General features: G+C 44.6%; 16 protein-coding genes. 8 read left to right on the plus strand and 8 right to left on the minus strand.

Translation table 11 applies throughout. The features are described 5' to 3' along the window. Nucleotides 1-12 precede the first annotated feature (12 nt). Both GKZ89_RS15850 and GKZ89_RS15855 read left to right on the plus strand, forming a co-directional pair. Nucleotides 13-609 carry a hypothetical protein gene (locus GKZ89_RS15850; RefSeq protein WP_155113383.1) on the plus strand — a complete coding sequence of 199 codons (597 nt, stop codon included), beginning with the start codon at nucleotides 13-15 and terminating at the stop codon, nucleotides 607-609. A gap of 80 nt (nucleotides 610-689) precedes the next feature. Then, nucleotides 690-1,031, plus strand: a complete 342-nt coding sequence (locus GKZ89_RS15855; RefSeq protein WP_241680291.1) for a GNAT family N-acetyltransferase — start codon at nucleotides 690-692, stop codon at nucleotides 1,029-1,031. A gap of 268 nt (nucleotides 1,032-1,299) precedes the next feature. Here GKZ89_RS15855 and pdaA read toward each other — a convergent pair whose 3' ends face one another. Continuing rightward, complete coding sequence (gene pdaA / locus GKZ89_RS15860) at nucleotides 1,300-2,079, minus strand: delta-lactam-biosynthetic de-N-acetylase (protein WP_155113385.1); 780 nt, start codon at nucleotides 2,077-2,079, stop codon at nucleotides 1,300-1,302. A gap of 156 nt (nucleotides 2,080-2,235) precedes the next feature. On the opposite strand from pdaA, the gene GKZ89_RS15865 reads away from it, so the two are divergent. The 5 genes from GKZ89_RS15865 to GKZ89_RS15885 all read left to right on the plus strand — a co-directional run bounded on the left by GKZ89_RS15865 (nucleotide 2,236) and on the right by GKZ89_RS15885 (nucleotide 6,624). After that, on the plus strand, nucleotides 2,236-2,526 hold the full coding sequence (locus GKZ89_RS15865; RefSeq protein WP_155113386.1) for a hypothetical protein: 291 nt from the start codon (nucleotides 2,236-2,238) through the stop codon (nucleotides 2,524-2,526). A 207-nt stretch (nucleotides 2,527-2,733) separates the two neighbouring features. Beyond that, nucleotides 2,734-3,633: an ABC transporter permease gene (locus GKZ89_RS15870; RefSeq protein ID WP_155113387.1), complete on the plus strand. Its 900-nt coding sequence runs from the start codon at nucleotides 2,734-2,736 to the stop codon at nucleotides 3,631-3,633. Nucleotides 3,634-3,635: 2 nt separating this feature from the next. Further along, complete coding sequence (locus GKZ89_RS15875; protein WP_155113388.1) at nucleotides 3,636-4,514, plus strand: carbohydrate ABC transporter permease; 879 nt, start codon at nucleotides 3,636-3,638, stop codon at nucleotides 4,512-4,514. Between the two features lie 39 nt (nucleotides 4,515-4,553). After that, complete coding sequence (locus GKZ89_RS15880) at nucleotides 4,554-6,008, plus strand: extracellular solute-binding protein (RefSeq protein ID WP_155113389.1); 1,455 nt, start codon at nucleotides 4,554-4,556, stop codon at nucleotides 6,006-6,008. A gap of 301 nt (nucleotides 6,009-6,309) precedes the next feature. Next, nucleotides 6,310-6,624: a helix-turn-helix domain-containing protein gene (locus tag GKZ89_RS15885; RefSeq protein WP_155113390.1), complete on the plus strand. Its 315-nt coding sequence runs from the start codon at nucleotides 6,310-6,312 to the stop codon at nucleotides 6,622-6,624. Nucleotides 6,625-6,675: 51 nt separating this feature from the next. Here GKZ89_RS15885 and GKZ89_RS15890 read toward each other — a convergent pair whose 3' ends face one another. The 3 genes from GKZ89_RS15890 to GKZ89_RS15900 are packed head-to-tail and all read right to left on the minus strand — an operon-like array spanning nucleotide 6,676 to nucleotide 8,192. Then, nucleotides 6,676-7,122, minus strand: coding sequence for an NUDIX hydrolase (locus GKZ89_RS15890; protein WP_155113391.1), 447 nt, complete (start codon nucleotides 7,120-7,122; stop codon nucleotides 6,676-6,678). Nucleotides 7,123-7,181: 59 nt separating this feature from the next. Continuing rightward, nucleotides 7,182-7,703 carry an NAD(P)H-dependent oxidoreductase gene (locus GKZ89_RS15895; RefSeq protein ID WP_155113392.1) on the minus strand — a complete coding sequence of 174 codons (522 nt, stop codon included), beginning with the start codon at nucleotides 7,701-7,703 and terminating at the stop codon, nucleotides 7,182-7,184. A 54-nt stretch (nucleotides 7,704-7,757) separates the two neighbouring features. After that, nucleotides 7,758-8,192: a MarR family winged helix-turn-helix transcriptional regulator gene (locus GKZ89_RS15900; protein ID WP_155113393.1), complete on the minus strand. Its 435-nt coding sequence runs from the start codon at nucleotides 8,190-8,192 to the stop codon at nucleotides 7,758-7,760. 109 nt (nucleotides 8,193-8,301) lie between these two features. On the opposite strand from GKZ89_RS15900, the gene GKZ89_RS15905 reads away from it, so the two are divergent. Beyond that, nucleotides 8,302-8,493 (plus strand): hypothetical protein, encoded by a 192-nt coding sequence (locus GKZ89_RS15905; protein WP_155113394.1) that lies wholly within the window; start codon nucleotides 8,302-8,304, stop codon nucleotides 8,491-8,493. 66 nt (nucleotides 8,494-8,559) lie between these two features. Here GKZ89_RS15905 and GKZ89_RS15910 read toward each other — a convergent pair whose 3' ends face one another. The 4 genes from GKZ89_RS15910 to GKZ89_RS15925 all read right to left on the minus strand — a co-directional run bounded on the left by GKZ89_RS15910 (nucleotide 8,560) and on the right by GKZ89_RS15925 (nucleotide 13,688). After that, complete coding sequence (locus GKZ89_RS15910) at nucleotides 8,560-11,163, minus strand: YfhO family protein (RefSeq protein WP_155113395.1); 2,604 nt, start codon at nucleotides 11,161-11,163, stop codon at nucleotides 8,560-8,562. A gap of 25 nt (nucleotides 11,164-11,188) precedes the next feature. After that, nucleotides 11,189-11,620: a GtrA family protein gene (locus GKZ89_RS15915; RefSeq protein ID WP_162356962.1), complete on the minus strand. Its 432-nt coding sequence runs from the start codon at nucleotides 11,618-11,620 to the stop codon at nucleotides 11,189-11,191. Next, a complete protein-coding gene (locus GKZ89_RS15920; RefSeq protein WP_155113397.1) occupies nucleotides 11,601-12,584 on the minus strand; it encodes a glycosyltransferase family 2 protein in 984 nt (327 codons plus the stop codon). The genes GKZ89_RS15915 and GKZ89_RS15920 overlap by 20 nt, the downstream gene beginning before the upstream one ends. A gap of 300 nt (nucleotides 12,585-12,884) precedes the next feature. Beyond that, the gene (locus GKZ89_RS15925; RefSeq protein ID WP_155113398.1) at nucleotides 12,885-13,688 is read right to left on the minus strand and encodes a pentapeptide repeat-containing protein; all 804 of its coding nucleotides are present in this window, start codon (nucleotides 13,686-13,688) and stop codon (nucleotides 12,885-12,887) included. Nucleotides 13,689-13,889: the final 201 nt, after the last annotated feature.

The raw sequence follows: 13,889 nt of genomic DNA on the forward strand, positions 1-13,889 counted from the left end.
GGGGGAAATCTGATGCTTTTTCATTACCACTACTGGACACCGCATGTCGAAGAAACCGAGAAGTTTTATAGAGAAAACGGATTTCGCATCTCCCAGCGCGTCGGCCGATATCAGGGGGAATTTCAGGAATTTAACCCGCCGCTCGAATGGAATGATTTCCGCGAAAAAAACATCCTGTTCAGAATTATTGAAGCAAGGCGTGGTGCAGTGAACATCACGTTTGGCTTCGGCAAAAAAGTCATGTTTGATCATATCGGCTATTTGGTCACACCGGAAAATCATGACCGAATCTGCAAAAACGCCCGGAACATGGGCTGGGATGTGCAAGTCAGCGAAAGACGCACCTTTATCGCTACCCCGTATTCTTTTCGGATCGAGCTGCAGACTTCTAAGGACGCCATTGATGGAATCACAGAAGAAGCTGAATTGCAAAAGCTTACTATTGTTACGAAGCGAAATGGATTAGAGAATGACCTGTCCCTTTTATTTGGACAGCCTGTTTCGCACATTGTTTCTGAAACGGGGGAGATGGTAGCGATTAAGGAGGCATTCATTAAAGGAATGCCTGATGTTACTGATCCTAATGGTGTGAGGATTTATAAAAGATAAACACGCTGAGCCTGGAGGAGTATTTAATCGGCTATTACATCGTAATTAATTTACCAGTTTTTAATAACGAAGTACCTGATTTGAGGGAGCTTGTTGGTTGGGGAAGAAGAGATGATGATTACCCTATATTGTTGGAACGATGCAATTTTTGGGCCGGGGTTAGAGATGAGCATGAAAAATTAATTGCGTTTGGATATGTTTGTGGGATGGGGCTGGAACACGGTTATCTGGAAGACATAATTGTTCATCCCGAATACCAGGGACAGGGAATTGGTGTAAAGCTAGTAACAGAATTATTATTGGAGTCTAAACGTTTTGGATTAAGCATGGTTACAGTCACATTCGAGGAAAATAAAACACAGTTTTATAATAGGTGCGGATTTATAACCGGCTCAGGTGGAGTATGGCAAACGAATATTTAAAGACTTTGCCCTTTATATAAAAAAATGCTTGAATTTAACAGCACCAAGCATTTTTTCTTTTGGACTTTGTTAAAAAATGACGTTAATTTTATACACCTGTTGGTTGGAGCGGAAGGCGTGAGACTCCTGCGGGAGAAGCGGGACAGGTGAGACCCCGCAGTCGCGAAGCGAGGAGGAGGCTCACCGCCCGCCCCGCGGAAAGCGAACGCCTGCAGCGGAAATCAATAGCCAAGTACAACAGCTTTCTTTTAAATGTATAGCTGTTTTATTATAACGGCAGCTCCGACCTCTCCACCATCAAATCATCCAGACTCCTGAACCGGTATCCTTCCTTTTTCAAATCCATTATCACTTTATCCAGTGCATCCGCATTGTCCTTGGAAACAGTGTGCAGCAGCAGGATGGCACCGGGGTGGATCTGCTTCATGATGTTGTCATATGAATAGCGCCAGCCTTTTTGTGCATCTGTGTGCCAGTCTACGAAAGCGAGGGACCAGAAGACTGTCTGGTAGCCGTATTCATTGGCGAGCGACAGTACCCGCTCACTGAAAACCCCCCGCGGCGGTCGGAGGTAGTGGGCGTCCTGACCGGTCAGTTTTTTCACCCGCTTGCTCACGTTATCCAGTTCTGCTCTTAGACGTGCATCCCCTACAGCAGTGAGATCGGGGTGGAACCAGGAATGATTTCCGACGATGTGCCCGTCGTTCGCCATCCGCTGCACAAGATCCGGCTGGTCTTCGAGGTAATGCCCGGTCACGAAAAACGTGGCCGGTACATGCTGCTTTTTCAGCACATCGAGAACCTTTGGTGTATATCCCGCTTCATATCCGTTATCAAACGTCAGATAAATGTCCTTTTTTTCTGTATCTCCAAGGTAAAACGAGCCGTACTTCGCAAGCAGTTCATACCGCTCTCTCCCCGCCTGTGCCGGTACATGATTCCTGCTTTTCGCAAACCCCCAGTTGATCGGCGCATTTGAGACAGCCTGGGCCGCTGCAGGCATAAGCAGCAGAAAGACACAGATGACACCCAATATTGGTTTCCGCATCCAGTACACTCCTTTTTCGAACACTTTGTCTTATAGGATGTACAACCTGTCCCAAAACATTTACAGAAAAAAGATAAATGTTGTCCCACCTTCTGCATAAAATGATGGGGAAAAGGAGAAACCGAAGAGGGAGCAAAATTTAAAGCGAGGTGCAGCATGTTGAATCTTCATTTTGACCTTCCTGTTTTATTGCTTGCGGCAAGCGGAATGGCTGGCATCCTTCTGATAGTGGCAGGATTTCGTCTTTATGCAAAAAACGAGCGGACCAGCGCCATCCCCGTTGCCTACATCGGCCTGTTCCTGGCATCCATCCCCATCCTGGACGCCGCCTCCATTGTCAAAAGGACGTCAACCTTCTGGGATCTCACCCAGCTCGTCCTCCTCAGCGCAGCCGTACTTTGGCTCTCATTTTTCAAACCGAAAGAACGAACCGGCAAGGATGCTTAATGGCATGCTTGCTTTTTTTTTTGCCTTGAAGCGTGGAAATCAAAGACTTGCTTGACGGAAAAACTGTTTACAACTACTATTATTTGTAAGCGATTTCAAAAATCTATCATTCTAGCATTATCCTGCATCCTTACCAGGTGAACAGATCGACTAAACGTGATGAAAAATTCCGGCTGCACATACCGCCTGAAAAGGAGCTGACCCCAGATGTTCCAGACGAAGTGGAAATTGATGAAAAGAGACTGGGTTCTCTATGCCATGCTGCTTCCTGCCCTCATCTATTTTGTTACGTTTCATATCGTTCCGCTGATCGGCATGAAGCTTGCCTTTCAGGATTACCGCATTCTTGGCAACCACGAATGGGTAGGGTTCAAGCATTTTGAAGTGCTGTTCAGCTCTCCCGCTTTTTTTACGGTCCTCCAGAATACCGTGATCATCAGTACGATGAAAATGATTTTCTTTTTCCCAGTTCCCATCCTGCTGTCGATTCTCATCAATGAGGTGCGAAGCGGACGGTTCCGGAATTCTGTGCAGTCCATTATTTACCTTCCCCATTTCCTGTCCTGGGTCGTCATCGCAGGAATCTGGATCAGCCTGCTGAATCCGGAAGACGGGGGCGTCAATGTGATCCGGAATTTTTTCCAGCTCCCATCGATTGATTTCATGACGAGTAAAGACCATATCCGCTGGGTGCTCGTTTTCTCCGAGATCTGGAGAAGTGCCGGATGGGACTCGATCATTTATCTTGCCGCCATCATGAAAATCAGCCCCGCTCTCTATGAAGCAGCAAGGATTGACGGGGCATCCAATCTGCAGCAGCTCCGTTACATTACCATTCCTGAGCTTGCCGGAACGATTGTAACGGTATTCATTCTAAACCTTGGCTTCTTTATGAACGCCGGCTTTGACCAGGTGTTCAACCTAATGAACAACTCCGTCATATCCGTGATTGATATTTTGGATACATATGTGTACAGGATCGGCTTGGTAAACGGGCAGTATTCCTATGCTACAGCGGCCAGTTTATTCAAAGGGGTGATTGGAATGGTCCTGATTTTAGGAACCCATTTCATTTCAAAACGCGTGACCGGAAGAGGGGTGTGGTAAGGATGAAGAAGTTGACGCCTTTTTCTGTGACGGTCTACCTCCTCCTTCTGCTGCTGTCGATTTCTGTTTTAATTCCGATCCTCAACCTGCTCGCCATGTCGTTTTCAGATCCGTTAAAGGTGCAGAAGCTCGGGGGGCTCGATATATTCCCTGAAGGCTTCTCTCTGATCAACTATCAGGTGCTGTTTTCAAATCCGTTGATCGTCCGGAGCATATTCAACACTATTTTTCTGACGGTTGCGGGCACTGCCCTCAATCTCCTGCTGACGGCGATGGCAGCGTACGTGCTGTCGAGGACGTATTTTCCGGGGAAACGTCTTGTCCTTCTTCTGCTGATCATCATCATGGTGTTTGAGCCCGGGCTTATCCCGGAATATTTGCTCGTTAAGGATCTCGGACTGCTGAACACGTACCTGTCCCTTATTTTTTACAAAGCGATAAATGTGTATTATCTGTTCATCCTGATCCGCTTCTTTCAGGACGTGCCCGACAGCATCCTGGAAGCGGCAAGAATGGACGGGGCCGGCCATTTTAAGATTTTCACGAAAATCATGCTCCCGCTATCCAAACCGGGACTTGCCACGCTGGGCCTGTTTTATGCGGTATACCATTGGAACGAGTACTTCCGGGCGACAATCTACATCACGGATCCGAACAAATGGCCGCTACAGGTGGTGCTCCGCCAGTTTGTCGTTCAAAAGGACAATGCTTCCCTGCTTGGAACACAGAATGTCCTTTCCTATGATCAGATCGCGAGCCTTGATTTTTCCTCCCTTCAAGCGGGGATGATCATTCTTTCCATCGTGCCGATCCTGATCCTTTATCCGCTCATTTTAAAATTTTACGCAAAAGGGGCATTTGAAGGAGGTGTGAAGGATTAACCGGGGTCTATAAAACGAAGCTCAAGGGGGAGTAGGGAAATGAAAAAGCTGACAGCTATACTCACAGCCGCCATGCTGATGTTCACCGTTTCAGCATGCTCAGGGGAAAGTGCGTCCACATCAGACAGCAAAAAAGGAACCATCAAGCTTGTGCTGAAGGATGAAGATCCATCCAATCCGGCCACCAAAAAGTACTTCAGCAACCTGGAGAAGGCATTGAAAAAGGATGAAAAGCTGGATGTCAAATTCGAGCTTGTCCAAATGCCTCAGGGCAACTACGCTGAAAAGCTGAACCTGCTTTTATTCAGCGGCGACATCCCGGATATGATCTATTTTCAGGGCGGGGACCAGCAAATCGCCGAGCAGGATTTGCTTGAAGATTTGACGCCTTATGTGGAAAAATCGAAGCATCTCAAATCCATCATGGAGCCTTACAATGAAAAACGGCTGAAAAATTATCCATACCTGCTGTGGATCAAGCCGCTTGATCTGAAAACACCCGTCATCCGCAGCGACTGGTTCAATCAGCTGTCTTCTTCAAAAACGCTCATGGCTGATCCGAGTCCTGAAAACTACAAGGCCTTCTTTAAAGAGCTGACGGAAAAAGCGCCTGGCGGCGGAAAGCCGAAATACGCGATTACGGCAGCAGGAGATATTACCGAGATTGATTCCATCTTCAATATGGCCTTCGGAATCAATCAGACATGGCTGAAAAAAAGCGATGGCACTTATGAATACGCAAAGGTTTCAGAAAAAGAGAAGGCGAAGCTTCAGTTTTACAGTGAGCTTTACAAAGAAGGGCTTCTCGATCAGCAGTTCGCAACAAAGCAATGGGATACAAAGGAAAAAGCCTTCTACGACGGGGAAGCTGGTGTGATCACCGGCACGAACGGAAAAGTCATCGATATTTACAACGGGAAAATGACACAGGTGAACGGCAAAGAAGCAGAGCTCACCGTGCTTCCGCCTGCAAAAGGCGAATTCCAGGGCTACGGGCCGACAGATATCTCAAAAGAATCACGCGGGATCGCCATATCCTCGCAATCAAAAAACAAAGACCTCGCATTCAAAGTACTCGATTACATGGCAAGCCCGAGAGGCCAGATGATCGACCGGATCGGCTTTGAAGGAGAGCACTACAAGCTATCCGGTGACGAGATTGAGCTCACTGAAAAATACTATAGCGAATGGTACGCACGATTCTGGGAGCCGGCCGAGTTTGAAACGGAAAAGCCGTTAAAAACCCCCCTCCTCTCCAAGCCAGCGGAACAATCCGCCCAGCTCGCCCGAGACTACTACAGTGAAGACAACAAAGTCATGCTCACAGAAGAAGCATCCGCCAAATGGGATGCCACCGAAAACCTGTACAAAGAATTCTCAACCGACGTCATCACTGGCAAAAGACCGATCAGCGACTTCGAACAGTTTGCAAAAGAATGGGAAGAAGCCGGCGGAGCGGAAATTACAAAGTATGTAAACGGGAAGATGAAGTAACGAGGCAGGCACTCTTGATGGAGTGCCTGTTCTTCTTTAATGAAGGCAATGACCGTTCTTACTCTTCCTCCTCTGAATCTCCAGCGGTAAAAAGAGCCGCGATCGAACCAATCAAATCCGCGATTGCTACGAGCAGGGATTCCATGGGAACACTCCTTAGTTTTTCAGACTGTATGTAGTATACGTTTTAAACTCTTGGCGGTTTCCATTTATTTTACACGTTTTACAAAAAAAAGAGGAAAGGACACTTTTAAACCGAAAGAGTGTATGTGAAGCAATAAAAGGAGGAGGCTGGATCGCTATGGCAGCGGATGAGGATAAAAACACAAAATACTTAAGCACACAATATGTTGCAGACGAATTTGGAGTGGCCCGCCAGAAAGTTGAGGATTGGATTGAAAACGGCCAGTATCCTGCCGTTAAGCTGGAAAAGGACGGGGACTGGAAGATTTCACGGGAAGCCTTCGAATTTATGAAAAAAAAGAACGCACAACCGAATTCAATGCACGAACGCATTATGGCGACGTTACGAGAAGCCTTTCCTGACAAACCTGACAGTGAACTGGAAGATTATGAACTAGTCCTGGATGAAGATGGGGATGACTGGGATGAGTAGCCTATTGATGCTGACACAAAAAACCGCCTGGAGATTCCCAGAGCGGCTTTGTTACATGTAATATTTTTCAATGATCCGCTTCGCACGTTCATCCAGCTCACCCGGCATTTCATACGGTGAAAAATACTTCAGCTCCAGACTTTCACCGTCTGTCATGGCCAGCTCTCCGTGTACTCCCTCGGCCGTATACACGCATATCACGTTATACACCTCGTCTCCATTGGGATATTTAAAATAATAATCCTCCCCGGAGAGTACATCGACGAAAGTAAAACCATCTGCTTTAAGCCCTGTCTCTTCGAACAATTCCCTTGCAGCTGTTTGCTCAAGGGTTTCTCCTATTTCCATCGTTCCGCCCGGAAGTCCCCATTCCTTTGTATCCGAACGGTGCTGAAACAGGATTTCATGACGCTCATTTCTTACAATGATGGTAGCGCCGGTTAAAATCAGCGGCCTGCTTCCGACATACTGCCGCAGCTCCTTCATGTATTCTGCCATTTCTCCCACCCTTTCTGTCTAGTAAAGAGTACTTCTCTTTGAGGGTGGAAGCAATGGAATTATTCAGCTGTCACATACTGAGCCAGCCGCTCCGCACTTTCCTGAACCTGCTCAGGCGACATCGTCCGCACTCCCTGCTCCAAAAAGGCGGGGATGATCTTCATCCCTGTCAGGTTCGACATCGCTTCAAACGGCTTGAGCAGCTCGTTCATGCTGTACTTGTTGTAGCCGCCTGCCTGGTAAGCTTCTTTCGGGCCGCCGGTAGAGACAGCCAGCCCGAACTGTTTGCCATGAAGCTTCGTTCCCTGTGCACCGTATGCCCAGCCGTAGGTCAACACAACATCCTGCCATTCTTTCAAAATCGCCGGGCTGCTGTACCAGTAGAACGGGAATTGGAAAATGATCCGGTCATGGCTCAGCAACAGTTCCTGTTCTTCTTGCACATCAATTTTAAAATTTGGATAGGCTTCATATAAGTCGTGGACGGTGATGTTGTTTTCCTGGCGGAGTCTTTCAGTCCACGCTTTATTAATAGTGGAATCTTTCATATTTGGATGGGCTGTTAGTACAAGTGTTTTCAATGTGTGTTCCTCCCGATTATTCATTTGTATATGCAAATGAAAGAGTAAAAAAATTTACTTTCCCTCTTCAATCTTTAAGCTGGATTCATGCAGCATCCTGCTTAAATCGAGGCTGAATTCTTTTCCTAGGACATCCGAATACGACCTAAACAGCTCTTTCAATGACATCCTGAACTGCTGGTAAATGGCTTCCCCTTCATCTGTAAGCGAGATCAAAGACTGCTTGCCTTCCATCCTTCTAGTAACTAGTTTCTGTTTTTCCAGCTTATCAATAAACCGCGTGCTCGTCGAAGGCGCGATGGACAGCTTCTGGCATAGCTCTTTTTGAGTGATTCCCGGATGGAATTTAACCGTCATGATCATATACAGATAAGAAGGCGCCAGATCACCGAAATCGAAAATCTCCTCAGCAAGCTTATTCATGTTCCTCGCAAACCGGCTCGCTGTAAAGTACAAACAGTAAATCAGTACCTCTTCCTCTTGATTCATCTCATCAAACCTCATTTCATTTGCATATACAAATTAGCACGTGGGGATTGAAAAGTCAATGGTGCCAACCGGGAATTTTTGTTAATCTGTAGGCAGGAGGTGGGTTGGAGTGAGAACATCTACTATTTTATTTGCGATTCTGTTTGTGATGCATAATGTTACTGTACTCAATATCCTTATTTTTAAAGTCGACTGGATGCTCGTCTTTTACCTGTCCAACATCCTTTTCCTGATTGGTGCCTTTTATTATGGAATTGAAGCGCGGGTTTATCGTGAGCGAAAGAGAAAAGGGTCTAGTTGAACCAGTGCAAGCAGCAAAACACTCCTAAAAAAAACCAGCCGCGTTTTTAACGCAGCTGGCTTTCGGTTAATCTTTTCTTCTTTTGCTTCGGAAAAGGGCAAAGATTGTGATGAACAGCGCTGTAATTGAGACCATTAAGCTCTCTTTCAGCAAAGGAGTTGTATAAACAAACTCAATCTTATACGTTCCTTTTTTTAATGGAGTGCCTGCAAATACTTGGTTGACTGTATAAGTCTCAGCCTCTTCCCCGTTCACAAATGTTTTCCAGCCTCTGCTGTAAGGAATGGATGCCGTAAGCATTCCATCCTCGGTTACTTTAATTTCTCCACTAACCTTGTTTTTATCATACTGAATGTTGGTGAGAGACTGCTTCTGTAACTGCTTGACTCTCTCTGTGTCCATCTTTTGATGATAAATTTTTATGGAAGAAACCTGGTACTCCCCTGGACTGAGTTTGATCGTTACAGAATCTTTATTAAATGAGGGGCTAAGATTGAACACGAAACCTTTTGCAGGATAGGCATATTTATCTTTAACAGGAACCTTTTGTGTACGGATTCCTTCCACTTCCATGTCAAAGCGATTTCCCTGTGCACTCTTTAAATCCGCTTCAATTAAGACCTGTCCATCTTGGCGCTTTTCAATTGGAATTGTTACAGTTCCATTTTCATGAACCTTCCAGACATCCCCGTTTTGCTCAACATTCTCGGCAATGAGCTGTTCCGGTCGATCAATTCGTTCTGAATTAAGGTCACTAACGTTGTATTTCTCCCAATCCAAAACTTTGACCGGCTTATCTGTATAGACGGCTTGCAGAAGCAGCTCATCCCGGTCTATGAAGGAGAGATCTTCCACATCTTCTTTACTCGCATATTCCGTCTGCATAAAGGCAATTGGAAGAGCATACAAGTTCTCATACACTTTAAGTGTTTCATTTTGATTGATCATTTTGGCGCCGGCTATTGGAGCATCGGCATTTCGGGGAACGATATGATACTTGATCCCCATGTAGCTTTCTAAATAGAAGCGATTATTAAAGTGATTGAACTTGTTAATGGAATCCCGATCAAACAAAACATTATGATGCTGCTTCAAGAAATATTGAAGTTTACCGTTAAGGAGACTGCTGTACGTGCCTGCACCGTGATAATCTTGATACATCGGAGCATTATGATAGTTATTCCCATCGTTTATGATTCGGTAAAAGCCTGAGTCGCTAGTTTGAATAGAGCGAATCATATCAAGCTCTGCTTTGTTTTCCAGTCCGGGTCTGCTTAGAACACTGCTGTCAATCCTATCCTGTCCATAAAAGGAACCAAGGGATTTCTTAGAAAAGTAAGCTTGCGTTCCGAACGTATTTACAGCCAAAATGGCTGTAATTAATAGATAGAAAGCTTTTTTTCCTAGTTTGCCTGCAAGCAGCAGTACGATAAAACATAGAACAGTCAGACAAAAGGCTAACCATTCATATGCGGTAAAGGCAGCACCGTCCTTATAAATAGGGGCGAATAAGCCGAAGATTAATACCAGAAATGGGATTACTGCTTTGGAAGTCATAATTTTTTCTTTGTTTTCTGCAACTCGATCTATTAAGAAGGCACTGGTAATAGAGACGGAAAACACCAGCAAGTAGACCCATCGGATTTGCATTTCGGATAAGCCATTAAAAAATGAATGGGCAAATGGAACAAAATACAGGAAATACATGAAAAGGCTCATATACAGGAAAGACTTTTCTCTTCGATTTAAAAACGTGTAGCCTGCAATATACAAAAATAGCAGCGCTACAGGCAGCCCTAAAATCGAATAGGTCCCGTCCAGATTAAATGTCTTTTCCAGTATCCCTGCGTAATATTCTGGAGCAAAAGTGAGCGGGATATCATTAACCTTTCCGCCCCGATCTGTATGAAAAAGCGCATAAATTGACGGGATGAACGCTGCAGCCGCAAGTCCAAAGGCAAGCAGATAAAATTTCCCCCAGCCTATGAAAAATCGCAGGATACTTTTAACGGTAAAGTCCTGTTTCGTACCGAGAAAAGCAAAGATTGCATAAATCATCAGAAATACACTCGATTTAAAAGCAAAATAAAAGTTTGTAGAGAGCATGAAAAATAGTCCTGCTATAAACAGTCCCCACTTCTTCTCCTTTAACCATCTTTCAAATCCAAGGATCATCAGCGGCAGCCAAACCATTGAGTCGACCATAAAATCCCACAATAGTGAATGCTTAAGAAAGAAAATCGATCCTCCATACATCAGAGCTCCCACAACAGAAGCCACATAAGACCGCTTAAGGTATTTCAGCAGGATAAACATGATGAACATGGAACAAAAGGACTTCAGAATGCTGAATCCCAGTTTGAGCTGAACCGTGTCAAATATCGTATCAAAATTAAAGAGGACCGATATCCAGAAAAACAGAGAAGTACTATAATAATAGCCGAATTCTCCAAACAAGTCCCCGCCAATACCATAATTCCAAGACCACATAAAGTTGCCGTTCCTGAAGTTTTCTGCCAGGAATTTTTGAAAAACAGCCATTTGGTGCAGTGCGTCTGCATTCACTGTAAAATATGAATCAGATTGTAAAAAATAGAAGTGTGTTGCAAAGGAAGAAGCCAGTAAAAACAATATGGACAATGCTCCCTTTAAGCTGAAAATCGATTTCATAAACAGTCTACTCTCCTATACAGCTTCAATCAGTTGAAGTGCTCGCTTCTCTTTTTGTTTTGAAGACAAATAGCTTGCTAACGGTATAATTCAGGACAATAACCAAAAGATTTGTTAGTAATTTTGAAATGGTTTGATCAGCCGCCAATACTTCAATCAGCACGATCATCAACCCAAGATCAACAGCAAGCGAGGCAAGGCGGAACCCGGTAAAGGACAATGCTTCTCTTGCCAGAATGGAAAAATCGAATGATTTGCTGGAAAACACATAAAGTTTATTCGTAATAAAAGCAAACAGTACAGAGAGAATCCAGGCTGCGGTCGTTGAAATTTTGTAGTCGAGATGAAAAGCGTTCAAACAAATAAAAAAAACAGCAAAATTAACAACAGTGGTCAGCACGCCAAAAAAGGCGTACATAACCACTTCTCTTTTTGCGTTACTTAATAGATCTTTCATTTTGAGGCTCCTCGTTTTGTACGCGATTCGTTGCTTTTTCATTGTTATATTCATTTACAAAATATAAGGGGCGTTTTTTGGTTTCATTAAAAATTCTTCCGAGGTATTCACCGATGACACCAAGGAAGAGCAATTGAATTCCCCCAAGAAATAAAATCACGGCCATTAGAGACGGATAACCGCTGACAGGATCGCCCAACAGCAAAGTTTTACCAACTGTCCATATCATAAAGACGAATGCCAAAAAGGAGATAACGATACCGGCTATGGATGAAACCCGCAGAGGGAACGTTGTAAAAGACGTAATTCCTTCAATGGCCAGATCGATCAATTTCAAGTAATTCCATTTTGTCTGGCCGGCAGCCCGGGGGTCCCGGTCAAACAGGATTTCCTTTTTGTTGTATCCGATCCAGCTGAACATGCCTTTTGTATACCTCTGTGTCTCTCTAAGTTTCTTTAATGCCTCCACACAGCGCCGGTCGAGCAGCCGGAAATCACCAGTATCCTCCTGAATCGGAATTCTGGTCGTTTTCCTGAGCAATTTATAATATTGAGCTGAGGTCCATTTTTTAACCCATGTCTCTCCTGTTCTTGATCTCCGTTTCGCATAGACATCATCATATCCGTCTTCCCAATAGCGAATCATCTCCGGGATCAGTTCAGGAGGATCCTGTAGATCGGCATCAAGAATGACGAGAGCATCCCCTTTAACAAAATCCAAACCGGCAATCATTGCAATTTCCTTCCCAAAGTTCCTGGAAAGATCAAGGAAATTGATCCTTTCATCTTTTTCTCTTAAAAATTTAAGAATTGAAAGCGTGCCGTCACTGCTTCCATCATTCACAAAAAGTATCTCAAAATCATATTCTATTAATCCATCCATCACATTGCTTAAACGGGAATAAAGACTGTAAAGTACCTCTTCTTCGTTAAAAGCAGGAATCAAAATGCTGATTTTTTTCATAATCTGCTCCTTTAATGTAAATCCTTGGCTGTCCATTAAAATATTACAATAAATAATTATACCATCATTAAAGAAGATTGGAAACGTCCATCCATTTTTCGCGCTGTAAAGATTTTGTTAATTTTTCATTCCACCATTTCAATTACCCTATTAATATTCGATAAAAAAAGACCGAATCCAGATTAGATCCCGTCCATCTCACTAATTTCTGTATAGACCTACTTGCAGGCTCTCTCATTTACTGAATTGAGAGAGAAGCCGTAAATCCTACCACACCGCTTGATCCTTGATGAATTATCTTTAAGTACTCCAGTGTGCAGGGAGGGACAAATGAAGCGGCAATCGCGTATCTTTATTTCCATAGGCAGAATTAATCTGTGCCTGTGTCAGAAAAAGACTGCCGGTCAGGTCGGCCCCCCTCAAATCGACATCTCTTAGATCAGCTCCGATAAAATCCGCTTGCCTCATATCGGCATTGCGGAGGTCCGCTGCAATCATGAGGGCTCCTCTCAAGCTTGCTCCTTTTAGATCGGCTCCTTTAAGCTTGGCACCGAGATAGGCGGTGCTATTCTTTTTGACCGATTTTGGTTTCGCTTTGCCCCGGACGAGGCGGCTGGTTTGGAGCAGGAGCTCGTTTACTTTGGAGCGGTGGGCTGGGATGTTCAGATTTAGTAGGGACTTCGGGTTTAATAGAGTTAAGGTTTCTGTCTCTTCTATCATGGCTAAAAGACTCGGTTTGATTGTTTCCGTTTCTTTCCGGCTGGCAGCCTCCGTTAAGTAGAGCAGCATTTCATGAAGCTGCTGCATGATTGGGAACACGTCGAACATTTCTGCCGCTGTGTCCGGATTTGTACGCCAATCAGCCCCCTTGTAAGTATATTGGGATACCTTTTGCCCGGCTCCGAAGCACTCATATACGGTACACCCTTTAAACCCATTTTCGCGCAGGTCTTCATGAATTTGGCACCGGAAATCCTGCTGCAAATTGTGACACGGTACGCCAGCATTTTTCTCTGTCGGGAAGTCCGCTGATTTGGCATACGGAAGCGCCACGCAGCAGAGACCGAAGCAGCGTGAGCAATCGGATTGCAGTTCACTTCGCATGGATTTAGCTCCTTTTATATATAGTTGAAGGCAAGGCTGTGCTGGCAGCCTTGCCTTTGGTTCGACGGTTGACCGATATATTGAAATATTGACCGATAAGTGATGCGTTTTGACCGAAATAATCGTAAGCGTAAAAGGATCCACACCTTAAAGAGAAGGCGTGGATCCTTTATCATGTAGTTATTCAGTTTTTTCCTTGTT

Origin of the sequence: Metabacillus mangrovi, from assembly GCF_009711125.1 — a bacterium.
Classification (GTDB): Bacteria; Bacillota; Bacilli; order Bacillales; family Bacillaceae; genus Metabacillus_B; species Metabacillus_B mangrovi.